Raw genomic sequence first — 21,173 nt, forward strand, 5'->3', positions numbered from 1 at the left:
GCTCGTACTGCGCTTCCCCGTCCGTACGCTCGTGCTGACGCTGTGCGCCCTGGTGGCGGCCGGAGTGGCGGGCGTGGGTGTGGGCGACCGGCTGTACCACGGCGGTACGACCCCGCCGGGCGCGGAAGCGGCGCGGGCCGAGCACGCGCTGTCCACGGCCTTCCGCAGCGGTGTGCCGACGGTGACGCTGGTGGCCACGGCGGCCACCGGGTCGGTGGACGACCCCGCGGCCGTACGCGCCGGAACGCGGCTCGTCGCGCGGGCGCGCGCGCTGCCGAAGGTGGTGGCGGTGCGCTCCTACTGGACGGAGCGGCCGATCTCGCTGCGCGGCCGCGACGGGCGCTCGGCGCTGGTGCTGCTGCGGATCGCGACCAGCGAGGGCACCGCCCACCGGGACGTCGAGCCGCTGCTGCGCGAGCTCACCGGCCGCCACGGGCCGCTGGAGGTGGCGGCGACGGGGCCGACCCCGGTGGGGCTGGCCATCGAGCGGCAGAGCCGGCTGGATCTCCAGCGCATGGAGCTGCTGGCCGCGCCGCTGACCGCCGCCGTGCTCGTGGTGGTCTTCGGGGGTGTCGTGGCCGCCGGGCTGGCCCTGGTGGTCGGGCTGGCGGCGGTGGTGGGCAGCGCGGCGGTGCTCAGCGGGCTCGCCGGCTTCACCACCGTCTCCGTGATCGCCCTCAACCTGACGACCGCGCTCGGTTTCGCCCTGGCGGTCGACTTCAGCCTCTTCATGCTGGCCCGCTACCGGGAGGAGCGGGAGCGGACGGCGAGCCTCCACGACGCGCTGCTGGAGACCGTGCGCACCACCGGCCGGACGGTGGTGTGCTCGGCCCTGACGGTGATGGCCAGCATGGCGGCGCTGCTCGTCTTCCCGCTCGACATGCTCCGTTCCATCGCGTACGGGGGGATGGCCGTGGTGGCGCTCAGCGGGCTGCTGGCGCTCACCGCGCTGCCCGCGGCGCTGCTCCTGCTGGGCCCGCGCATCGACCGGCTGTCGCTGCGCCGGCGCCGCGACGGTACCGCGCGGCCGGCCGCCGCGCCGGAGAAGGGCCGCTGGTACCGGCTGGCCGACGGGGTGATGCGGCGGCCCGTGCCGGTGGTCCTCGTCCTGGGCACGCTGCTGGCGGCGCTGGTCCTGCCGTTCGCGGACGCCCGGTTCGGCACGTTCGACGACCGGGCGCTGCCGGAGGGTTCGCCGACGCGGCAGGCGACGGAGACGCTGCGGCGGGACTTCGACCACCACGCCGTCAACTCCGTGCAGGTGGTCCTGCCCGGCCTCGACGCGCACCGCGCGTGGGAGGCCGCGGCGCTGGACGCGTACGCCCGCCGCCTGTCCCGGCTGGAGCACGTGACCCGGGTGGAGACCGTCACCGGCATCTACCACCACGGCCGGCTGCTCGGCCCCACGCATCCCCAGGTGGGATACGCCTCCCCCGCCGGTACCTGGGCGGCGGTCGTCACGGACATCGGGCCGCACGCCGAGGAAGGCGCGGCGGTGGTACGGGCTGTGCGGAAGACCCCGGCTCCGGGGCCGTTCATGGTGGGCGGTACGCAGGCGTGGCTGGCCGATCTGCAGGACAGCATCCGCGCGGGCCTGGTGCCGGCGCTGGTGCTGATCACCGTGGTCACGCTGGCGCTGCTGGCCTGGTGCACGCGGAGCGTCGTGCTGCCGCTGAAGGCGTTCCTGCTCAACGTCCTCAGTCTGAGCGCGGCCTTCGGGGTGATGGTGCTCGTCTTCCAGCAGGGCTTCCTGCGCGGCCTGCTGGGCGGCTTCGCGGTGACGGGCGTGACGGACACGCTCGTACCGATCCTGGTGCTGTGCGTGGCCTTCGGGCTGTCGATGGACTACGAGGTGCTGCTGCTGTCGCGTGCGGTGGAGGAGCACGCGGCGGGCGCCTCCACGCGGGTGGCCGTCGCGCGGGCCGTGCAGCGCACGGCCGGGCTGTTCACCGCCTCGGCCGTGGTCGTCATCGTCGTCATGGCGGCGCTGGCGGCCTCCGGGCTGCTGCTGTTGAAGGTGGTGGGCGTCAGCCTGGCCGTGGCGGTGTTCGTCGACGCCACCCTCATCCGGCTGCTGCTGGCGCCCGCGCTGATGGCGCTGCTCGGCCGCGCCAACTGGTGGCTGCCGGTCAGAAGGACACCGACGGACGCGAGGCCCGAGCCGGAGGCGGAGTCGGAGCCGGAACCGGCTCCTGAGCCGGTGTAGTCGAGGTGCAGGTGAGGGTGGGGGTGGCCAGGTCCCCGCCCGTCCAGGACAGCGCGTGCCAGCCGTCCTCCGGGGTGCCCTCCAGGACGACCATGCCCGTGTTGGGCAGCTCGTGCGCGGCGGCGAAGGGGACGGACACGTTGTGCGCCCGGGCGGCCGCCCACACGCGGATCGCCGAGCCGTGGCCCACCAGCGCGGCGGTGGCGGCGCCCGAGGCGGCGGCCTCGGCGACGACGGCGTCGAAGCGGGCGAGGAACTCGGCTCCGTCCTCCGCGCCCGGCATCCGCGGCTCCGTCCGCCCGGCGGCCCAGGCCACGGCGATCGTGCGGTAGCGGGTGATCCCCTCGGCGTCGCAGCACCCCTCCAGGACACCGGCCTCGATCTCGCGGATGCCGTCCCGGACGCGGACCTCCAGCCCCCGCGCGGCGGCGAGCGGGGCGGCGGTCTGCCGGGCGCGCGTGAGGGTGGACGCGTACAGCACGTCGATCTCCTCGCCGGCCAGCGCGGCGGGCAGGGCGGCGGCCTGCCGCCGGCCCACGTCGTCCAGGGCGGCGCCCGGGGCCGCGGTGTCGAGGACGTGGGTCCGGTTGGCGTCGGTACGGCCGTGGCGGATCAGGAGCATGCGCATGGGCGGCGCCCTTCGGGTCGGGTCTTCTGGGTCGGCTCTTCGGGTCGGCTCTTCGGGAGTCAGGTCTTCTGGTCGGTTTTCCGGTCAGGACTTCGCGTCGGGTTTGGTTCCGAGGAAGAGGTAGAACGGCACACGCGCCCCGAGGTAAGGGACCCGGCCCAGCCGTTCGTCCAGCCGGACGGTGGCGAACCGCTCCCGCAGGTACGGAAGGTGGTCGGCGGAGAGGAAGACGTTGTTGTGGCTGAACCAGGCGGGCCACACGTGCCGCCGCCACGCCGCGTGCCGTACGGCGCCGCCGGCCGGGTGCTTGCGGGAGACGTAGAAGTCGCAGACCGCGATCGTGCCGCCCGGTCTGAGGAGGGCGCGGGCGTGGTCCACGGCCGCGAACCAGTCGGGCATCATCGTCAGCGCGTAACTGAACACGACGACGTCCACGGGCCCGTCCGGGGGCCGGTAGTCGGTGGCGTTCGCGTGGACCGTCTCCACGTTGCGCCAGCGGTTGCGGTGGATCCGTTCGCGCGCCACCTCCAGCATGGACGACGACACGTCCACGACCGTGATGCGCGCGCACCGCTCCCGGCGGTCGGCGGCGAGGTACTCGAGGTTGTTCCCGGTGCCGCCGCCCAGGTCGACCAGTCGGCTGCCGGGTTCGAGGGGCAGCATCTCCATCAGGTCGCGGCGGCCGTGCAGCAGCCGGTTCTCGCGGAAGGCGTCGTAGAGGTGTGCCGTGGGCCCGTAGAAGGACTCCATGCGGTCGGCGGGCGTCGCGCCCTCCACGCGGGGGAAGGCCATGTGGCGGACGATCCGCACATGGGAGCTGAGACGCAAAAAGCGTTCCCTTCGGGCTCGGGCGGCGGGCCTCAGGCGGCGGGCTTCACCGGGCGTCTGGCTTCACCGGGCGTCTGGCTTCACGGCAGGTCGGCGATGTGGAAGCTGCCGTACGTGTGCACGCGGTCCCGCTCGTGCAGCCGGGCGGCGAGCCGGGGGTGGCGGTCCAGCAGGTCGGGGAGGTGGTGCGTACGGCCCTCGCGGCGGACGCGTACCGGGTCCAGGTAGCGCGTGTGCAGGCCGGCGCTGCGGTAGATCACGCGCGCGCCGGGCCGGGCCGCGTCGACGATGGCCTGCCACTCGTCGGCGAGCGCGGCCTGGTCGCGCCAGCCCATCCAGTCCATGTGGTCCAGCAGGACGAACTTGGAGACGCCGCCGGGCCCGTCGTCAGCCGGCGCCATGCTCCGCAGGCACGACGTGACCGTCGTCGTACGCAGCTCCAGACGGGGCAGGAGCTCGCGCAGCCGCCCGAAGTTGTGCGCCCGCAGATACTCGGGACAGCACGTGGGCGTGTAGGAGCCGGCGATGTAGGCGCGCCAGAAGTAGTTGTCCACGATGGGCATGCGGCCGAAGACCGCCTCGAAGCCGTCGTGGATGAGCCGGGCGGTGCCGCCGGGGTACTCCTCGGTGATCTCGCGGCGCTGCTGCGGCGGTACGCCGACGAAGCTCAGCGCGAGCGGCTGCGCGGCCAGCCGCGCCACCGTCCACAGCGGCCCCCGCAGCCGCGCCTCGTAGATCTCCCGCTGCCGGTCGAGGGTCGGCGCCTCCAGCAGCGCGTCGAGGTGCCGGCCGACCCCCTGGAAGCGGTGCATGAAGAGCACGAGGCTCTTCGCCAGCAGGCCGGAGGTGCCGCGGTAGTAGAAGGAGCGGCGCCAGCCGCGGCCGGCGAAGGCCTCGATGTAGCCGTCCCAGAACCGGCGTGACGGCGGCGAGAGTTCGGCGCGCAGGGCATCGCCGTACATCTCGCGCGCGCGGGGCGAGCGGCCGGTGCCGAAGAGCTCGAAGAACTCCGCGTGGTTCAGGGTCCGTACGGCGGCCGTCTTCAGTTCCAGCAGCGCGGTCTGGCGCGGGTTGACGTCGACCGCCGTGACCCGGCCCGCCCCGGCGAGCAGGTAGTCCAGGGCGTTGCACCCGGCGCTGGTGATGACCAGGACGTGGTCCTCGGGCCCGAGGTCCAGTGCCTCGCGGTCGAGCGCCGGGTCCTCCCAGCACGCGTTGTACACGAGGTTGCGGTCGTGCAGCGCGGTGAACATCCGCCCGGTCAGCGCGCCGCTCGCGCGGGGCGCGGGCAGGGGAGGCCGGCGGGTCCCGGCGGCGGGCGTCACGACGGCACCGGCAGATGAGTACGAGGCCATGGCACTCACCATGCGGGATGAAGGGCGCCCGTCAGCGCAGAGGCACCCGGTTTCCCCCGCATGGCCGACCGCCGACGGTGACTCACTAGGCCGTGCGAGGGGCATGTCCTTCCTCGTCGGGCCGGTGCGTCCGCCGCACCGGCCGGCCCGGTGGACGATCGGGGCGGCCGCCGCACACGTGGCGGGGGAACGGAGGGACAGGACCGCTATGGGAACGAAACCACGTCCGCGCGTGACCCCGGTGGGAATCATGACGACCGCCGTGGCCGCGGTGGTCGTCGTCGCCTTCGTGGCGACGCGGGGTGCCGGCACGGGTGCCCGCACCACCCGATCCACCCCATCCGCCGGATCCGCTCGATCCACCGGTGCCGCCGCCCGCAGGAGGCGGCGGCCGCATCCCCTGCTGCTCATTCCGACCGCGTAGGACGGTGCCCATGGCAACCACGAACACCACCCAGTTCTACCGGCGCTCCGTCCTGCCGTACTACAGGCGGCTCGGCTCCCGCTGGGGATACGCCATGCTCCTGGGGCGCACCCGGCACTTCGGGTGGTACGAGCCCGGCCAGTCGCCGTGGGGTTTCGCCGCCTCCATGCGGCGCATGGAGGTCACCACGGCCCGGAAACTGGCGCTGCCGGCCGGGTCCCACGTCCTGGACGCGGGGTGCGGGGTCGGTGACGTGGCCCGGACCGTCGCGGCGGAGGGCGGGCTGCGGGTGACGGGCATCGACGGCATCGAGTCCGACGTCGCCCTCGCCCGCCGCCGTACCGCCGCCGCCCGGGCTTCCCGGGTTTCCGGGGCTTCCCCGGACACGGATCCCGCGACCCGGTTCCTGGTGGCCGACTACCACGCGCTGCCGTTCGCGGACGGCTCCTTCGACGGGCTCTACACCATGGAGTCCTTCGTCCACTCCGCCGATCCGCGCCGCGCGCTGGCGGAGTTCTTCCGGGTCGTACGGCCCGGGGGGCGGCTGGTCATGTCCGAGTACTCGCGGACCCCGAGCGCGGAGCTCACCCCGCGGGCCGAGCGGGTCCTGACGGACGTCTGCGAGCTCGCGGCGATGCCGGGGATGATGATGCTGCCCCACGGCCGCCTCGAGGCGCTCCTGGAGGAGGCGGGCTTCGCGGTCGAGTCCGTCACGGACGCCACCGCCCACGTCCTGCCGATGCTGCGCGCCTTCTCCCTCCTCGGGCGGGTGCCGTACGCGGTGGCGCGGGGCGTGGGGCGCGGCCATGCGCTGGTCAACGCGATGAGCGGGGTCGAGCTGTACCGGCACCAGGAGACGTGGCGGTACGGCATCACCACCGCCGTACGGCCCTGAAACCCCACAGCCCGTGGCGCCCGGCCCGGCCTGTGCAGCACCCGGCCCCGGCCCGCCCGCGCGGAGGCACCCTCCGTACGGGCGGGCCTGGCCATGACGGGAGCGGGCTGGCAGGATCGCGCCCATGGTCCAGGCCCTGTCCCGCATCAGCCGCCGCCGCGCCCTCGAGGGGTCGGCCGCGGCGGTCACGGCGCTGGCGCTGCTCCTGTGGTGGTCCGCGCCGGACGAGGAGGCGGCCCCGCGCGGAAAGGTCACCTTCAGCACCGGCGTACCGAGCGGGGTCTACCAGCGCTACGGCGCGCTGCTGGAGGAGGCCCTCGCCCAGAACGTGCCCGATGTGCGGATACGTCTGCTGACCAGTGAGGGCTCGCAGCAGAACCTGACGCGGGTCGCCTCCGGGGAGGCGGATTTCACCATCGCGACGGCCGACGCGGTCGCCACGCACCTCCGCGACGGCCGACCCGGCGCGAAGGGGCTGCGGGGCTGTGCGCGGCTGTACGACGACTACGTGCAGCTGGTGGTGCCGAAGTCGTCCACCGTGCGCTCGACGCGCGACCTGCGCGGGCTGCGGGTCGGGGTGGGGCAGCAGGGCTCGGGCGTGCGGCTGCTGGCCAACCGGATCCTGAAGGCGTCGGGGCTGGACCCGGCGCGGGACATCGTGCCGATGTCGGCCGGTATCGACACCATGCCTGGGCTGCTGGAGACCGACCGGCTGGACGCCTTCTTCTGGTCGGGCGGCCTGCCGACCAGCGCCGTACAGCTCCTGTCGGAGCGCTTCCCGATCCGGCTCGTACCGCTGGAGAAGGAGCTGGTGGACCGGGTGCACGCGCAGGGCGGCACCAGCCGGTACTACCGCTCCGCGGTGATACCCGCCGACGCCTACGCCCGGGTGCAGGCGGGCCGCCCGGTGGAGACCGTGGCGGTGGCGAACCTGCTGGTGACCACCGACCGTGCGGATCCGGCGCTGACGGAGGCGTTCACCCGTACGGTCATCCGCAGCCGGGACCGGATCGGGCGTGAGGTGCACCCGGCGCAGCTGGTGGACCTGCGCACGGCGATCTACACCGACCCCTTGCCACTGCACGAGGGCGCCCGGCGCTACTACCTCTCCGTCAAGCCCTGATCGCTTCGGCGACGCCGTTCGGTGAGGTCCGGGGGCTCAGGCTCAGTGGGGGCGCTGCGCGGGACGGCGACCGTCACGCGCAGGCCGTGCGGGTCGTGATGGGCGTACGCGATCGAGCCGCCGCCCGCCGCGAGCAGGGCGCGGGAGATGGACAGGCCGAGGCCGGAGCCCTTGACGTTCTGGTGGCGGTTGCTGCGCCAGAAGCGGTCGCCGATGCGGGCCAGCTCGTCGTCGGTCAGGCCCGGACCCCGGTCGGTGACCACGACCGTGGAGCGCTCGCCGTCGGCGGCGACGGTGACGGTGACCTCCTCCCCGGCCGGGGTGAACTTCAGCGCGTTGTCGATCACGGCGTCGAGGGCGCTGGACAGCGCGACCGGGTCGGCCCAGGCGGTGACGGCGGGCGTGGCCCCCGTCAGGTGGACGCCCTTCTCGTCGGCGAGTGCCCGCCAGGCGTCGAGCCGCTCGGCCGTCAGCGCGCCGATGTCGGTGAGCCGCAGGTCGGCGGAGGCGTGCTCGGCCAGCGCCAGGTCCAGCAGGTCGTCCAGGACCTGGGCCAGACGCTTGCCCTCCGTGCGTACGGAGGCGATCTCCTCGTTGTCGGGGGGCAGTTCGAGGGCGAGCAGCTCGATGCGCAGCAGCAGGGCGGCGAGCGGGTTGCGCAGCTGGTGCGAGGCGTCGGCGACGAAGGCGCGCTGCTGCTCCAGCACCTCCTCGACGTTGTCGGCCATCTCGTTGAAGGAGCGGGCCAGGCGGCGCAGTTCGGGCGGCCCGCCGGCCGCCGCGACGCGCGAGTTCATCCGCCCGGTCGCGATGTCGTGGGTGGCCGCGTCCAGGACGCGTACGGGCTTGAGCACCCACCCGGTGAGCCGGAACGCGGCGCCGACCGCCAGCAGCATCGCCGCCGACTCGCCGGCCGCGATCAGCAGCCAGCCGTGCAGGATGCGGGAGCGCAGCGGCCCGGTCGGCGAGTCGGTGACCACGACGGCGACGACGTCCCCGTCCCGTACGACGGGCGAGGCGACCGCGAGGCGGGCGTTCGGCTGCCAGGGCAGGACCTGCGGCGGGTTGTGGCTGCGGCGGCCCAGCAGGGCCTCGCGGAAGGCGCGGCGGGGCTCGCCGTCCCCGGGGATGGTCCAGTTCCGGGGGGAGCGGGCCATGGCGGTGCCGTCGCGGTAGAAGACGCCCGCGTGGATCCCGTACACCTCGTGGTAGCGGGCGAGTTCGCCCTCGAGGGTGGCCTTGCGCTCGTCGATGCCCGGTCCGCTCTCGGTGACGAACTGGGCGAGCGCGGCGAAGCGCGCGGTGTCGTCGATGCGGTCGACCACGACGGTCTGCTGGCGCGCGGCGGCCAGGCTGCCCGCGAGCGGGAAGCCGAGCGCGAGCAGCACGCCCGCCATGAGGACGATGAGGAGCGGAAGGAGGCGGGTGCGCACAGGGCAGGGGGCTTACGCGGCCGGGGCGACCAGGCGGTAGCCGACGCCGCGCACGGTCTCGATGAGGGCGGGCATCCGCAGCTTGGCGCGCAGGGACGCCACGTGCACCTCCAGGGTGCGGCCGGTCCCCTCCCAGCTGGTGCGCCACACCTCGCTGATGATCTGCTCGCGGCGGAAGACGACGCCGGGGCGCTGCGCGAGGAGGGCGAGGAGGTCGAACTCCTTGCGCGTGAGCTGGATCACCGTGCCGTCCACGCTGACCCGGCGGGTGGGCACCTCGATGACGACGGCGCCGAGGTGCAGGGGCGGGACCTCCCCGGGGACGCCGGCCGTGCCCTGCGGTCCGTGGCCGTCGGCGCCGCTCGCGCCCGCAGCGGTCGTGCCGTTGTCCGTGCCGGTGGTGCCGGTGGCGCCGCCGGTGCCGGCGCCCGTGGTGGCGGTACGGCGGCTGACGGCGTGGATGCGGGCGAGCAACTCCCCCGTGTCGTACGGCTTGACGACGTAGTCGTCGGCGCCGAGGTTCAGGCCGTGGATGCGGGAGCGCACGTCGGCGCGCGCGGTGACCATGATGACCGGGGCCGTGGTGAGCTTCCGGATCTTCCCGCAGACCTGGTAGCCGTCCTGGTCGGGCAGGCCGAGGTCGAGCAGCACGACGTCGAAGGGGCCGCGGGCGGTGCCGGCCCCCGCGGCGCCGTTGCCCGCGGCAGTGGTGCCGACGCCGGTGCCGGTTCTCTCCGCGGCGGGCAGGACGGCCTGGAGCGCCTCCTCGCCGTTGCGGGCGTGCGTGACGTGGAAGCCGTGCTTCCTGAGGATGGCGGCGAGGGCCGCGGCGACATGGTCGTCGTCCTCGACAAGCAGCAGTCTCATGGGCCCCCCTCCTGAAGGTGCGTACGCGTGGGTTACCAGGGCATGAACGCCGATACCGGCCGTGCCCGTCAAGAGCCTTCCCGCCGCACCGCGGTTTCCGTTACCCACCCGTACTGCAGCATGCCTGCCCGTTCACGCATGGTGTCCGGTTGCAGCCGGATCGTTATGCTCAATTTCAGCTCAGATGTAATGACGCTGGTCGCACCGCGTGCTTAATGTCCTCCCAACCGAGGAGGACGGAGCAAGAAGCCGATGAGCGGAGTGTCAGTGACCAAGGGCGCGGAGGATGCCGCACCGACGGCGAGCGACCTGGTCGTGCTGAGCAACGTCAACAAGCACTTCGGCGCGCTGCATGTGCTCCAGGACATCGACCTGACCATCGCCCGTGGCGAGGTCGTGGTCGTCATCGGACCGTCCGGGTCCGGGAAGTCCACGCTGTGCCGCACCATCAACCGCCTGGAGACGATCGACTCCGGCACGATCACCATCGACGGCAAGCCGCTGCCCCAGGAGGGCAAGGAGCTCGCCCGGCTGCGCGCCGACGTCGGCATGGTCTTCCAGTCGTTCAACCTCTTCGCGCACAAGACCGTGCTGGAGAACGTCATGCTGGGCCAGGTCAAGGTCCGCAAGGCGGACAAGCGCGTGGCGGAGGAGAAGGCCCGGACCCTGCTCGACCGCGTGGGCGTCGGCTCGCAGGCCGACAAGTACCCGGCGCAGCTCTCCGGCGGGCAGCAGCAACGCGTGGCGATCGCCCGGGCGTTGGCCATGGACCCGAAGGTCATGCTCTTCGACGAGCCGACCTCGGCGCTCGACCCCGAGATGATCAACGAGGTCCTCGAGGTGATGCAGCAGCTGGCGCGCGACGGGATGACGATGGTGGTCGTCACCCACGAGATGGGGTTCGCGCGCTCGGCCGCCAACCGCGTCGTCTTCATGGCGGACGGCCGGATCGTCGAGGAGGCGTCGCCCGAGCAGTTCTTCAGCAGTCCGCGCAGCGACCGGGCCAAGGACTTCCTGTCGAAGATCCTCCACCACTGATGGCCAGGGCCACCGACGGCCGGCGCCACTGACGGCCGGGATCACTGATGGCCACGATCACTGATGGCCACGATCACTGATGGCCAGGATCTTCGTACGACGCCTGGCGACCAACGAACCACGACTCAAGGGATGTTCACCATGAAGCTCCGCAAGACGGCGGCCGTGGCCGTCGCTGTGCTCGCGCTGACCGCGACCGCCTGCGGCGGCAAGGAGGGCTCCGCCGGTGACAAGCCGAGCGGTGTGCAGCCGGGCGCGTCGAACGCGCCGGCCCTGCCGAAGTACATCGTCGCCACGGACGTGAACCTCGACTCGCCCACCTTCAAGGCGGCCAAGGAGCGCGGCAAGCTGATCATCGGCTCCAAGGCCGACCAGCCGTACCTCGGCTTCGAGGATCAGGCGACCAAGCAGCGTTCCGGCTTCGACATCGAGATCGCCAAGATGATCGCCGCCGACCTGGGCTTCACCGAGAACCAGATCGAGTGGAAGACCGTCGACTCCAGCACCCGCGAGACCGCGATCTCCAAGGGCCAGGTCGACTACTACGTCGGTACGTACACGATCAACGACAAGCGCAAGGCGCTGGTCGGCTTCGCGGGGCCGTACTACAAGGCCGGCGCCGACCTCCTCGTGCGCAAGGACGAGACCTCGATCACCGGTCCGGAGACCGTCAAGGGCAAGAAGGTCTGTTCCATCAAGGGCTCCACCCCGCTGCAGGAGATCAAGAAGCCGCAGTACGGCGCCCAGGCCACCGAGCTCGCCAAGTACTCGGACTGCGTCCAGCAGCTGCTCACCAAGCAGGTCGACGCCCTGACGACGGACGACGCGATCCTCAAGGGCTACGCCGCGCAGAACCCGGCCAAGCTGAAGGTCATCGGCAAGCCGTTCACCGAGGAGCCGTACGGCGTGGGCCTCAACAAGGACGACAAGGTCCTGCGCGAGGCGATCAACAAGTCGCTGGAGAACCGCGTCAAGGACGGCACGTACAAGAAGATCTACGAGGCGACCCTCGGCCTGTCCGGCTCCGCCTACACCGAGCCGCCGGCGATCGTCCGCTACTGATCACCACAGCTCCGGCTGTGCCTGCTGTAGCGCCCCGTACGCCGCGCGTGCGGGGCGCTACAGCCCTTGCTCACCCAAGACCGCTGCCCGTAAGCCGCTGACCGCCGACGCGGAGACCTCATGAACGTACTGCTGGACTATTTCCCGGATTTCCGTGACGGCTTCATAGGAACCGTGTCGATCACCCTCGTCAGCTCGGTCATCGCGCTGGTCCTCGGCATCGTCATCGCCGGCTTCCGGGTCTCGCCCGTCCCGCCGCTGCGCTTCTTCGGCACCCTCTGGGTCACCCTGCTGCGCAACACGCCGCTGACGCTGCTCTTCCTGGTCTCCTTCTTCGTCGTCCCGGAGATCCTCTTCCCGGGCATGAGCCCCTTCCTCCTGGGTGCGCTCGCGCTCGGCTTCTACACGTCCGCCTTCATCTGCGAGGCCGTGCGGTCGGGCATCAGCACCGTGCCCGTCGGGCAGGCCGAGGCCGCCCGCTCGCTCGGCATGACGTTCAGCCAGACCCTCCGCATGATCGTGCTGCCGCAGGCCACCCGGACCGTGCTGCCGCCGCTGAGCTCCATCTTCATCGCGCTCACCAAGAACTCGGCCATCGCCGGCGCCTTCAGCGTCGCCGACCTCTTCGGCTGGCAGAAGCTCATGAGCGAGCAGGGTTACGACATCGCGCCCATCTTCCTCTGGGTCGCCCTGGGATACCTGGTCATCACCTTCACCATCAGCGGCATCTTCCGCCTGCTGGAGAGCCGCATGGGAGTCGCCCGATGAGCGCCAGCGTTCTCTACGACGCGCCCGGCCCCAAGGCCGTCGTCCGCAACCGCGTCTACGCCGTCGTCGGCTCGCTCGCCATCCTCGCGCTGATCGCCGTCAGCGTCGTACGGCTGAGCGAGAAGGGGCATCTCGCCTATGAGATGTGGGACATCTTCAACTACACGGGCATCCGGCAGAACATCCTCGACGGCATCGTCGCGACCCTGAAGGCGTTCGGCATCGCGGCGGTCGGCTCGCTGCTGCTCGGGGTGGTCCTGGCGGTCGGCCGGCTCTCCGACCACAAGCCGGTCCGGTGGCTGGCGACCGGTTTCATCGAGCTGTTCCGCTCCATCCCGCTGCTGATCACGATCTACGCCGTGTGGGTCGGCTTCCTGACCGACTACTCGATGTGGGCGCTGGCGATCGGCCTGTCGATCTACAACGGCTGTGTCCAGGCCGAGGTGCTGCGCGCCGGCATCAACGCCGTACCGAAGGGCCAGCGTGAGGCCGCGTACGCGCTCGGCATGAGCAAGACGCAGGTCATGACCACGGTGCTGATGCCGCAGGCCGTCCGCTCCATGCTGCCGACGATCATCAGCCAGCTGGTGGTCACGCTCAAGGACACCTCGCTCGGCTTCATCATCCTCTACCCCGAGCTGCTCAACTCGGCGCGGCTGATCGCCTCGAACACGCAGGTCAACGGGCAGTACCCGTACGTCTCGACGATCGTGGTCGTCGGCGCGATCTACGTCGCGATGTGTCTGGCGCTGTCGGCGCTGGCCACCTGGATCGAGAAGCGCGGGCGCCGTGCCAAGACCGGCATCGGGATGGCCTCGGCCGCCGAGCCCGCCTCCTCCGCGACCGCGACGGTACTCAGTGGGGACGCCGGGCAGGCGTTGGGCAAGACGGTCACCATGGGCACGCCCGGGGGCGGGGCCGACGGCGCCGGCGGAGGCGGAGCCGGGACCGGCGGTTCGTAAGGCTGGGCCGTAGGGCTCGAACCGTATGGGCTGGACCGTATTGGCTGGACCGTATGGCTTGTGAGGGCAGTGGCGTTCGCGTCGCTGCCCTCGTCACTTGACGCAAGCACCGGCAGTGGGTTGCATACGTTGTGTGATCACCTCGCGCCCGGCTCCGGCCGCCCGTCCTGCCGATTCTGGTGTTTCTGCTGTTCCCGCGGTGGCTGTTGACGGGGTCGCGCCGTGGACCCGGTGATCGTGGCCGGCGCGGGCCCGGTCGGGCTCGCGCTGTCCCTCGCGCTGGCCGCGCGGGGCGTCCCCTCCGTCGTCCTGGACGAGGGCCCCGGCACGGACGAACCGCGCGCGGCCAGGACCGCCGTGCTGCGCCCGGACACGGCGGGGTTCGTGGAGCGCCTCGGGTGCACGACCGTACGGGGCGAGGGGGCCCGCTGGAGCGGTTGGCGCTCGATGCGGCGCAAGCAGGAGACGCGGCACGTGCTCTTCGCGGAGCGCGCGGAACCGTTCGCCCCGGACGGGGACGCCGACCCGGTCTCGCCGCTGCACATCGCGCAGCACGCCCTGGCGCGCGGGCTGCGGGAGGCCATCACCGCGCTGCCGCGGCCCGGGCTGGTGCGGGTGGTCGCGCACAGCCGGGTGGACGCGGTCGAGCAGGACGCCGACGGCATCACCGTGCACACGCGCGGGCCCGAGTCGACCTGGTGGCGCGGCAGTTACCTGATCGGCTGCGACGGGGCCCGCTCCACCGTGCGCAAGCTGCTGGGGGTGCGCTTCCCCGGGCGTACGGCGGTCGAGCGCCACGCCGTCGCCACCCTGCGCACGGAACTCCCCTGGCCCGGCGAGGGGCTGCTGCACCGTCAGCCGCCGTGGCGCGGCGCGGGCGAGGAGGTGACGGCGCGGCCGCTGCCGGGCGGCACGTGGCGGCTGGACTGGCTGCTGCCGCCGCGCGGCGACCTGGTGACGCCCGACGCGCTGGTCGCGCGGATCCGCGAGACGCTGGGCGGCTGGTGCGGCCGGACCCCGGCGTACGACCTGATCGACACGGGCGTCTACACGCTGCACCACCGGCTCGCCAAGCGGTGGCGCGTGGAGCGGGCCTTCCTCGCCGGGGACGCGGCCCATCTGCTGGGGGCGCTCGGTACGCAGGCGCTGGACGAGGGGCTGCGGGACGTCGACAACCTGGCCTGGAAGCTGGCGCTGGCCTGGCACCACGGCGCCTCGGAGGCGCTGCTCGACAGCTACCAGGACGAGCGGCGCACGGCGGTCGCGGCGCGGCTGCGGGCCGCCGACCAGTCGCTCCCGGTGCTGCGGGGCGCCGGCGGGCTGCGCACGTACCTGCGGGGCGGCGGGCACGACGCGCTGCTGACGGACGGCCACGTGGGGCACGGGCCGCTCGGCGCGCCCCCCGCGTACCCCCACTCCCCCCTCGCGCCTCCGTACGCCGAGGGGCACATGGCCGTGGGCACAGCGCCGGGCGCGCCGGTCGCCGACGTGCGGGTGACGGCGCCGGAGGACGGCACGACCGGGCGGCTGCGCGACCGGCTGGGGCGGGGCCGCCTGCTGGTGGTGCTGGTCGCGCCCGGGACGGGCGTGTGGGACCGGCGGCACTGGATGACCGCGGGGGTGATGCCCCGGCTCGCGGCGGCGGTGGAGGCGCTGCCGGTCACCGGCGAGCTGCTGGTCACGGAGGCGTATCCGGGGGCCGCCGCGCACACCGTGCTGCTGGTGCGGCCCGACGGGCATCTGGCGGCGGCGTTCGCCGGGGTACGGCCGGAGGAGCTGCGCGCGGCGGCCGACGCGGTGCGGGGCGGCGCCCCGGAGGCGGCACGGCGCGACCGGGCGGCCGCGGACGCGGACGCGGCGTTCAGCCGCGGTTGACGGTCGATTGACCGTCACGGGCGTCCATGGTGTACTCCGGATCATGAACGGCACCGTGGTACGCCTGTGGCGGAGGGTCCATATGGACCTGCTCCGCTACGCGGGCTGCGTGTGTCGTCCGTCCTGCTGAACTCGCCTCTTTTCCCTGCGTACGCCGGTGTTTCCGTCCCGCGCGTGCGCGTCTTCGCGACTTCCAGGACGGTTTCCCGTGTCCCAGCATGTCTTCTCCCCGCATGCCCCCTCCCCGCATGTCTCCGCACGCCCTGTCGGCCGCGCCGCCGACCCCGCGGCGCCGAACGCCGCCGAGCTGCTCGACTTCGCCCGCCGTACCGCCGCCGACACCGCGCTGATCGCTTCCCTTCCGCTCGATCCGGAGGGCCGCACCTGGGTGCGGCTGGACGGCCCGGGCGGCAGTGAGGCGTGGCTCATCGGGTGGCCGCCGGGCTCCGGTACGGGGTGGCACGACCACGCCGAGTCGATCGGCGCGTTCGCCACCGCGCGCGGCGAGCTCAGGGAGCAGTCGCTCTCCGTACGGCTGCCCGCGGGCGGCTGGCGGTCGCTGGAGCTGGCGGAGGACGTCGACCGCCGGCGGGTGCTGCCGGCGGGGCGCGGGCGCGCCTTCGGGCGGCACCATGTGCACGAGGTGCTGAACGCGTCGGCGACCGAGCACGCCGTCTCGGTGCACGCGTACTATCCGCCGCTGCCGCTGATCCGCCGGTTCAGCCGGACCGGCGCGGTGCTGCGGCTGGAGCAGGTCGAGCGTCCGGAGGACTGGCAGTGAGTACGGGCACGAGGTCGGAGCCGGTGGGCATCGACGAACTGCTGGAACGGGTGCGGGCCGGGCTGGAACGGGTGGCGCCCCGGGTCACGCCGCGCGCGGCGTTCGCGGCGGCCGAGGCGGGTGACGTGCTGCTGGTGGACATCCGGTACGCGGCGCTGCGCGAGCGCGACGGGCTGATTCCCGGGGCGCTGGTCGTGGAGCGCAACGAACTGGAGTGGCGCCTGGATCCGCGGGGCAGTCACCGCGCGCCGCAGGCAGTGAGCCACGACCTGCGGATCGTGGTCGTGTGCAACGAGGGCTACGCCTCCTCGCTGGCGGCGGCGTCCCTGCAACAGCTGGGCCTCCACCGCGCGACGGACCTGATCGGCGGCTTCCAGGCGTGGCGGGCGGAGGGCCTGCCGGTCGAGCCCGCGGGGCGGGGGGAGGCGGCGGGGCCGTCGGTGTCGGCCGCGCCGTGACCGGTCAGCTGGGGTCGAACGGCAGGTCGTCCGTGTCCTCGCCCTCCTCCTCCAGGGCCTGGCGGACCACGCGCAGGGCCAGGCCCTCGGGGTAGCCCTTGCGGGCGAGCATGCCCGCGAGGCGGCGGAGGCGGCGGTCGCGGTCGAGGCCGCGGGTGGCGCGGAGCTTGCGCGCCACGAGCTCGCGGGCCGTGGCCTCCTCCTGCTCGGCGTCGAGCTGCCCGACGGCCTCGTCGATCAGCTCGGCGTCCACGCCCTTGGTGCGCAGCTCCCGGGCGAGGGCGCGGCGGGCCAGGCCCCGGCCGTGGTGCCGGGACTCCACCCACGCGTCCGCGAAGGCCGCGTCGTCGATGAGGCCGACGTCCTCGAAGCGGGAGAGGACCTCCTCGGCGACCTCGTCCGGGATCTCGCGTTTGCGCAGGGCGTCCGCGAGCTGCTTGCGCGTGCGGGGGGTCCCGGTGAGCAGGCGCAGGCAGATCGCCCGCGCCCGCTCAGCCGGATCCTGGGGCGACAGCTCCTGCTCGGCCCTCGACGAGTCGGTGCTGTCGCCCGGCCATTCGGTGCGGCGCGCCATGGGCTAGGCCTTGGCCGCCGTGGCCTTGGTCGCCTTGGTGGCCTTCGCCGCCGGAGCGGGCACCGACTTCGCGGTGTCGTCCGTGGCGGCCACGTCACCCGCCGCGTCCGCGGCCGGCTCGGCCGCCGGGGTCTCCGGGCGGACGCCGACGCCCAGCTTCTCCTTGATCTTCTTCTCGATCTCGTTGGCGAGGTCGGGGTTGTCCTTCAGGAAGTTCCGGGCGTTCTCCTTGCCCTGGCCCAGCTGGTCGCCCTCGTACGTGTACCAGGCGCCCGCCTTGCGGACGAAGCCGTGCTCCACGCCCATGTCGATCAGGCCGCCCTCGCGGCTGATGCCCTGGCCGTAGAGGATGTCGAACTCGGCCTGCTTGAAGGGCGGCGCGACCTTGTTCTTCACGACCTTGCAGCGGGTGCGGTTGCCGACCGCCTCCGTGCCGTCCTTGAGGGTCTCGATGCGGCGGATGTCGATGCGCACGGAGGCGTAGAACTTCAGCGCGCGGCCACCGGTCGTGGTCTCCGGCGAGCCGAACATCACACCGATCTTCTCGCGGAGCTGGTTGATGAAGATCGCCGTGGTCTTGGACTGGTTGAGCGCGCTGGTGATCTTCCGGAGCGCCTGGCTCATCAGACGGGCCTGGAGACCGACGTGCGAGTCGCCCATCTCGCCCTCGATCTCGGCGCGCGGGACGAGCGCCGCGACCGAGTCGATGACGATCAGGTCGAGCGCGCCGGAGCGGACGAGCATGTCCACGATCTCCAGGGCCTGCTCGCCGTTGTCGGGCTGGGACAGGATGAGGTTGTCGATGTCGACGCCGAGCTTCCTGGCGTACTCGGGGTCGAGGGCGTGCTCCGCGTCGACGAACGCGACCTGGCCGCCGGCCTTCTGCGCGTTGGCCACGGCGTGCAGGGTCAGGGTCGTCTTACCGGAGGACTCGGGGCCGTAGATCTCCACCACACGGCCGCGCGGCAGGCCGCCGACGCCGAGCGCGACGTCGAGCGCGGTCGAGCCGGTCGGGATGACCTCGATGGGCTCCCTCGACCGCTCGCCCATGCGCATCACTGCGCCCTTGCCGAATTGCCGTTCAATCTGTGCGAGCGCGGCGTCGAGCGCCTTCTCGCGGTCGGTACCTGCCATGGGTTCCACCCGGTTTGCTTGTGTCGATCGCTTCACGTCAAAGACGCTAACCCCTGCCACTGACAATGGGCCCCGCCGTCCCTCCGGCCTGTGGATAACTCTGTGGACAACTCCGTGAACAGCTTCACGTACCCCCGGAATTCCGGGCCGGAACCCCATAAGAATGGATGTTCGATTTTAGTGTCAAGCGCGCCGCGCCGGGCCCGGCTCAGGCCCCGTCGCGCGGCGGAGCCTGGTCGGGGAGGCGGGGCAAGGCCTCGTCGCCGGCCTGGTCCGCCTGGTCCCTCTTGGCGCGCAGCGCCCGCTGCACCCGGGCCAGGACCATCTCGCCGTGGCGCCGGTGACCGTGAACGCGCGGGTCCTCCGTCACGTCGTACCGCTTCACGTAAGCCCCGAGGAACGCCTGGAGGGTGGCGACCGCCGGGATCGCGATGAGGGCCCCGACCGCGCCCAGCAACGCCGTGCCGGCGACGACCGACCCGAAGGCCACGGCCGGGTGGATGTCGACGGACTTGGCGGTGAGCTTCGGCTGCAGCACGTAGTTCTCGAACTGCTGGTACACCACCACGAACACCAGCACCCACAGCGCGTACCAGGGGTTCTCGGTGAAGGCGATCAGCATCGGCAGGGCGCCCGCCAGGTACGTGCCGATGGTCGGGAGGAACTGCGACACCAGGCCCACCCACACCGCGAGCGCGGGCGCGTACGGCACGCTCAGGAACTCCAGCAGGACGTAGTGCGCCAGGCCCGAGATCAGGGCCATCAGGCCGCGCGAGTACAGATAGCCGCCGGTCTTGTCGACGGCGATCTCCCAGGCGCGCAGCACCTCGGCCTGCTTGGCCGGCGGGAGCACGGAGCACAGGGCCCGGCGCAGCCGGGGCCCGTCGGCCGCGAAGTAGAACGAGAAGAGGAAGATCGTCAGCAGCTTGAACAGCCCGCCGAGCACGGTCGCGGAGACGTCCAGCACACCGCTGGCGCTGTTCTGGACGTACTTGCGCAGCCAGTCCGAGCGCAACAGGCTGTCCTGGACCTCGACCCGGGACAGCTCGGTCTGGAAGGTGTGGTTGATCCACTTGATCAGGGAGTCGAGATACCGGGGGAAGTCCTCGACGATCTCGATGATCTGCCCCGCCAGCATGGAGCCGAGGAGCACGACGAACCCGACGGCGACGACCAGGACCGCGAAGAACACCAGGAAGGTGGCGAGACCGCGGCGCATGCCGCGGGCCGCCATCCGCCCGACCGCAGGCTCGACGGCCAAGGCCAGGAAGAAGGCGATCAGGATGTTGATCAGCAGGCCGATGAGCTGGTGGAACGCCCAGTTGCCGAGCTGGAAGCAGGCGTAGAGGGCCAGGGCGAGCACCATCGCACGCGGCAGCCAGCGGGGCATACGGCCGCCGGCCGGGGGCGCGGCGGGCGCCTTCCCGGTCGGGGGCACGGTGGTCGTCGTCTCGTTCTCGTCAGTCGGGGCCACGGGGCAAGTCTCGCGTACTGCTCGGACAATCGGCTCCTGCCCCGGACCATCTCCGGCCATCCACGGACGGCACGGGCGGTGAACCGCCGCGCGTCAGCGCTTGTCCGCGGGGACGCCCACCGCCTCGCACACCGCCCGCCACACGTCCTTCGCCTCCCAGCCGGCCCGCAGCGCCTCGTGCACCGTACGGCCGCCGAGCTCGGACATCACATGGTCCCGTGCGAAGGACTCGGCGTACGCGGAACCGAAGTGGTCCGCCATACGCTCCCAGAAAATCGTCAACCGCATGAACCCAGTATCCCGCTCCTGAGAGTGCAGCCCTGTCCGTGCGGCTTGCCGAAAGCCCTTTCCGCCCTACCGTCGGTACATGGCTGGAACTCCCCTCGCCGGAACTCCCCTCGCACGCGCCGAGCACTTCGTCTGGCTGACGGCCCGCGTGCTCGAACAGCGGCGGTTCGCGTACCACTTCCTCGGCGGCGGCGCCGACGCGGTCGAGGCCGCCCTCACCGCGTACCTCAACGAGGACGGCGGCTACGGGCACGCGCTGGAGCCGGATCTGCGCGGCCCCGTCAGCCAGCCGCTGCACACGGCGCACGCGCTGCGGGTGCTGGACTCCATCGGCCGCTGCGGCGGGATGCGCGTGGAGCGCGTGTGCCGCTACCTGACGGGGGTGTCCACGGGGGACGGCGCGCTGCCCGCGCTGCACCCCTCGGTGCGCGGCTACCCGATCGCGCCGTTCCTGCCGGTCGTCGACGACCCGCCCAGCGACCTGCTCGCCACCGGCCCCGTGGTGGGCCTGCTCCACCGCAACCAGGTGTGGCACGCGTGGCTGTTCCGCGCCACGGACTTCTGCTGGGCCGCCGTCGAGGGCCTGGAGAAGTCGCACCCGTACGAGATCCAGGCCGCGGTCGCGTTCCTGGACGGCGTCCCGGACCGGGGCAGGGCGGAGGCCGTGGCGGACCGGCTGGGCCGGGCGGTGCGGGAGCAGCGGCTCGCGGTGCTCGACCCGGCGCGCGCCGAGGACTTCCCGGTCCCGCCCGGGTACGCGCCCGGCGAGCACCACTTCCCGCACGACTACGCGCGCGTGCCGGACTCCCTGGCCCGGCGCTGGTTCACGGACGAGGAGATGGCCCGCTCGCTGGACCACCTCGCCGCCGAGCAAGGGGAGGACGGGGGCTGGCCGATCCGCTGGCGCCAGTGGGCGCCGGGGACGGCACTGGAGTCGCGTCCGATCGTGACGATCGAGGCGCTGCGCACGCTGCGGGCGTACGGCCGCCGGATCGGCTGA

21 protein-coding genes are annotated in these 21,173 nt (G+C 72.6%); 12 read left to right on the forward strand and 9 right to left on the reverse strand.

The genetic code is table 11. The annotated features are described in order from the left end of the window. Positions 1 to 31 precede the first annotated feature (31 nt). Entirely contained in the window at positions 32 to 2,206 is a 2,175-nt protein-coding gene (locus ACIRNI_RS26750) for an MMPL family transporter (protein WP_403555079.1), read from the forward strand. On the opposite strand, the gene ACIRNI_RS26755 is transcribed toward ACIRNI_RS26750, so the two are convergent. From ACIRNI_RS26755 to ACIRNI_RS26765, 3 genes are all read right to left on the reverse strand, one after another. After that, positions 2,130 to 2,834, reverse strand: a complete 705-nt coding sequence (locus ACIRNI_RS26755; RefSeq protein ID WP_403555080.1) for a histidine phosphatase family protein — start codon at positions 2,832 to 2,834, stop codon at positions 2,130 to 2,132. The genes ACIRNI_RS26750 and ACIRNI_RS26755 overlap by 77 nt on opposite strands. Positions 2,835 to 2,918: 84 nt before the next feature. Next, positions 2,919 to 3,626: a class I SAM-dependent methyltransferase gene (locus ACIRNI_RS26760; protein WP_403555082.1), complete on the reverse strand. Its 708-nt coding sequence runs from the start codon at positions 3,624 to 3,626 to the stop codon at positions 2,919 to 2,921. A gap of 116 nt (positions 3,627 to 3,742) precedes the next feature. Further along, on the reverse strand, positions 3,743 to 5,017 hold the full coding sequence (locus ACIRNI_RS26765; RefSeq protein ID WP_403555084.1) for a DUF3419 family protein: 1,275 nt from the start codon (positions 5,015 to 5,017) through the stop codon (positions 3,743 to 3,745). A 434-nt stretch (positions 5,018 to 5,451) separates the two neighbouring features. Here ACIRNI_RS26765 and ACIRNI_RS26770 point away from each other — a divergent pair, with 434 nt between their 5' ends. Both ACIRNI_RS26770 and ACIRNI_RS26775 read left to right on the forward strand, forming a co-directional pair. Continuing rightward, positions 5,452 to 6,336 carry a class I SAM-dependent methyltransferase gene (locus tag ACIRNI_RS26770; RefSeq protein WP_403555086.1) on the forward strand — a complete coding sequence of 295 codons (885 nt, stop codon included), beginning with the start codon at positions 5,452 to 5,454 and terminating at the stop codon, positions 6,334 to 6,336. A 124-nt stretch (positions 6,337 to 6,460) separates the two neighbouring features. Beyond that, a complete protein-coding gene (locus ACIRNI_RS26775) occupies positions 6,461 to 7,459 on the forward strand; it encodes a TAXI family TRAP transporter solute-binding subunit (protein ID WP_403555090.1) in 999 nt (332 codons plus the stop codon). On the opposite strand, the gene ACIRNI_RS26780 is transcribed toward ACIRNI_RS26775, so the two are convergent. After that, complete coding sequence (locus ACIRNI_RS26780) at positions 7,438 to 8,892, reverse strand: sensor histidine kinase (protein ID WP_403555100.1); 1,455 nt, start codon at positions 8,890 to 8,892, stop codon at positions 7,438 to 7,440. The two genes, ACIRNI_RS26775 and ACIRNI_RS26780, sit on opposite strands and share 22 nt — an antisense overlap. 12 nt (positions 8,893 to 8,904) lie before the next feature. Next, positions 8,905 to 9,759 carry a response regulator transcription factor gene (locus tag ACIRNI_RS26785; RefSeq protein ID WP_403555102.1) on the reverse strand — a complete coding sequence of 285 codons (855 nt, stop codon included), beginning with the start codon at positions 9,757 to 9,759 and terminating at the stop codon, positions 8,905 to 8,907. A 252-nt stretch (positions 9,760 to 10,011) separates the two neighbouring features. Here ACIRNI_RS26785 and ACIRNI_RS26790 point away from each other — a divergent pair, with 252 nt between their 5' ends. The 8 genes from ACIRNI_RS26790 to ACIRNI_RS26825 all read left to right on the forward strand — a co-directional run bounded on the left by ACIRNI_RS26790 (position 10,012) and on the right by ACIRNI_RS26825 (position 16,703). After that, the gene (locus ACIRNI_RS26790; RefSeq protein WP_355356727.1) at positions 10,012 to 10,797 is read left to right on the forward strand and encodes an amino acid ABC transporter ATP-binding protein; all 786 of its coding nucleotides are present in this window, start codon (positions 10,012 to 10,014) and stop codon (positions 10,795 to 10,797) included. Between the two features lie 141 nt (positions 10,798 to 10,938). Then, positions 10,939 to 11,859 (forward strand): glutamate ABC transporter substrate-binding protein, encoded by a 921-nt coding sequence (locus tag ACIRNI_RS26795; protein WP_403555104.1) that lies wholly within the window; start codon positions 10,939 to 10,941, stop codon positions 11,857 to 11,859. A 120-nt stretch (positions 11,860 to 11,979) separates the two neighbouring features. Further along, on the forward strand, positions 11,980 to 12,627 hold the full coding sequence (locus tag ACIRNI_RS26800; protein ID WP_355356723.1) for an amino acid ABC transporter permease: 648 nt from the start codon (positions 11,980 to 11,982) through the stop codon (positions 12,625 to 12,627). Then, positions 12,624 to 13,589 carry an amino acid ABC transporter permease gene (locus tag ACIRNI_RS26805; protein WP_403555106.1) on the forward strand — a complete coding sequence of 322 codons (966 nt, stop codon included), beginning with the start codon at positions 12,624 to 12,626 and terminating at the stop codon, positions 13,587 to 13,589. Before ACIRNI_RS26800 ends, ACIRNI_RS26805 begins: the two co-directional genes overlap by 4 nt. Positions 13,590 to 13,811: 222 nt before the next feature. Further along, positions 13,812 to 15,464 carry an FAD-dependent monooxygenase gene (locus tag ACIRNI_RS26810; protein ID WP_403555108.1) on the forward strand — a complete coding sequence of 551 codons (1,653 nt, stop codon included), beginning with the start codon at positions 13,812 to 13,814 and terminating at the stop codon, positions 15,462 to 15,464. A gap of 43 nt (positions 15,465 to 15,507) precedes the next feature. Continuing rightward, the gene (locus tag ACIRNI_RS26815; RefSeq protein WP_355356953.1) at positions 15,508 to 15,594 is read left to right on the forward strand and encodes a putative leader peptide; all 87 of its coding nucleotides are present in this window, start codon (positions 15,508 to 15,510) and stop codon (positions 15,592 to 15,594) included. Positions 15,595 to 15,771: 177 nt separating this feature from the next. Then, positions 15,772 to 16,245, forward strand: a complete 474-nt coding sequence (locus ACIRNI_RS26820) for a cysteine dioxygenase (protein WP_403555140.1) — start codon at positions 15,772 to 15,774, stop codon at positions 16,243 to 16,245. Continuing rightward, on the forward strand, positions 16,242 to 16,703 hold the full coding sequence (locus ACIRNI_RS26825; protein WP_403555110.1) for a rhodanese-like domain-containing protein: 462 nt from the start codon (positions 16,242 to 16,244) through the stop codon (positions 16,701 to 16,703). Before ACIRNI_RS26820 ends, ACIRNI_RS26825 begins: the two co-directional genes overlap by 4 nt. A gap of 4 nt (positions 16,704 to 16,707) precedes the next feature. On the opposite strand, the gene recX is transcribed toward ACIRNI_RS26825, so the two are convergent. From recX to ACIRNI_RS26845, 4 genes are all read right to left on the reverse strand, one after another. Next, entirely contained in the window at positions 16,708 to 17,277 is a 570-nt protein-coding gene (recX, locus tag ACIRNI_RS26830; RefSeq protein ID WP_403555112.1) for a recombination regulator RecX, read from the reverse strand. Positions 17,278 to 17,280: 3 nt separating this feature from the next. Further along, the gene (gene recA, locus ACIRNI_RS26835) at positions 17,281 to 18,411 is read right to left on the reverse strand and encodes a recombinase RecA (protein ID WP_403555114.1); all 1,131 of its coding nucleotides are present in this window, start codon (positions 18,409 to 18,411) and stop codon (positions 17,281 to 17,283) included. Between the two features lie 208 nt (positions 18,412 to 18,619). Continuing rightward, positions 18,620 to 19,801 carry an AI-2E family transporter gene (locus ACIRNI_RS26840; RefSeq protein WP_403555142.1) on the reverse strand — a complete coding sequence of 394 codons (1,182 nt, stop codon included), beginning with the start codon at positions 19,799 to 19,801 and terminating at the stop codon, positions 18,620 to 18,622. A gap of 177 nt (positions 19,802 to 19,978) precedes the next feature. Further along, entirely contained in the window at positions 19,979 to 20,173 is a 195-nt protein-coding gene (locus tag ACIRNI_RS26845) for a DUF3046 domain-containing protein (RefSeq protein WP_355356707.1), read from the reverse strand. Positions 20,174 to 20,252: 79 nt separating this feature from the next. Between ACIRNI_RS26845 and ACIRNI_RS26850 the strand changes: the two genes are divergently transcribed. Then, entirely contained in the window at positions 20,253 to 21,173 is a 921-nt protein-coding gene (locus ACIRNI_RS26850; RefSeq protein WP_403555116.1) for a hypothetical protein, read from the forward strand.

Origin of the sequence: Streptomyces sp. NPDC093546 (assembly GCF_044765045.1) — a bacterium.
Classification (GTDB): Bacteria; Actinomycetota; Actinomycetes; order Streptomycetales; family Streptomycetaceae; genus Streptomyces.

What these genes read in the sequence shown, in the direction of transcription:
- ACIRNI_RS26785 (WP_403555102.1), bottom strand. Translation starts at nt 9,759, where the DNA reads ATGAGACTGCTGCTTGTCGAGGACGACGACCATGTCGCCGCGGCCCTC.
- ACIRNI_RS26795 (WP_403555104.1), top strand. Translation starts at nt 10,939, where the DNA reads ATGAAGCTCCGCAAGACGGCGGCCGTGGCCGTCGCTGTGCTCGCGCTG.
- ACIRNI_RS26765 (WP_403555084.1), bottom strand. Translation starts at nt 5,017, where the DNA reads ATGGCCTCGTACTCATCTGCCGGTGCCGTCGTGACGCCCGCCGCCGGG.
- ACIRNI_RS26760 (WP_403555082.1), bottom strand. Translation starts at nt 3,626, where the DNA reads ATGGCCTTCCCCCGCGTGGAGGGCGCGACGCCCGCCGACCGCATGGAG.
- recX (WP_403555112.1), bottom strand. Translation starts at nt 17,277, where the DNA reads ATGGCGCGCCGCACCGAATGGCCGGGCGACAGCACCGACTCGTCGAGG.
- ACIRNI_RS26790 (WP_355356727.1), top strand. Translation starts at nt 10,012, where the DNA reads ATGAGCGGAGTGTCAGTGACCAAGGGCGCGGAGGATGCCGCACCGACG.
- recA (WP_403555114.1), bottom strand. Translation starts at nt 18,411, where the DNA reads ATGGCAGGTACCGACCGCGAGAAGGCGCTCGACGCCGCGCTCGCACAG.
- ACIRNI_RS26770 (WP_403555086.1), top strand. Translation starts at nt 5,452, where the DNA reads ATGGCAACCACGAACACCACCCAGTTCTACCGGCGCTCCGTCCTGCCG.
- ACIRNI_RS26840 (WP_403555142.1), bottom strand. Translation starts at nt 19,801, where the DNA reads ATGCCCCGCTGGCTGCCGCGTGCGATGGTGCTCGCCCTGGCCCTCTAC.
- ACIRNI_RS26800 (WP_355356723.1), top strand. Translation starts at nt 11,980, where the DNA reads ATGAACGTACTGCTGGACTATTTCCCGGATTTCCGTGACGGCTTCATA.
- ACIRNI_RS26815 (WP_355356953.1), top strand. Translation starts at nt 15,508, where the DNA reads ATGAACGGCACCGTGGTACGCCTGTGGCGGAGGGTCCATATGGACCTG.
- ACIRNI_RS26775 (WP_403555090.1), top strand. Translation starts at nt 6,461, where the DNA reads ATGGTCCAGGCCCTGTCCCGCATCAGCCGCCGCCGCGCCCTCGAGGGG.
- ACIRNI_RS26850 (WP_403555116.1), top strand. Translation starts at nt 20,253, where the DNA reads ATGGCTGGAACTCCCCTCGCCGGAACTCCCCTCGCACGCGCCGAGCAC.
- ACIRNI_RS26805 (WP_403555106.1), top strand. Translation starts at nt 12,624, where the DNA reads ATGAGCGCCAGCGTTCTCTACGACGCGCCCGGCCCCAAGGCCGTCGTC.
- ACIRNI_RS26845 (WP_355356707.1), bottom strand. Translation starts at nt 20,173, where the DNA reads ATGCGGTTGACGATTTTCTGGGAGCGTATGGCGGACCACTTCGGTTCC.
- ACIRNI_RS26755 (WP_403555080.1), bottom strand. Translation starts at nt 2,834, where the DNA reads ATGCGCATGCTCCTGATCCGCCACGGCCGTACCGACGCCAACCGGACC.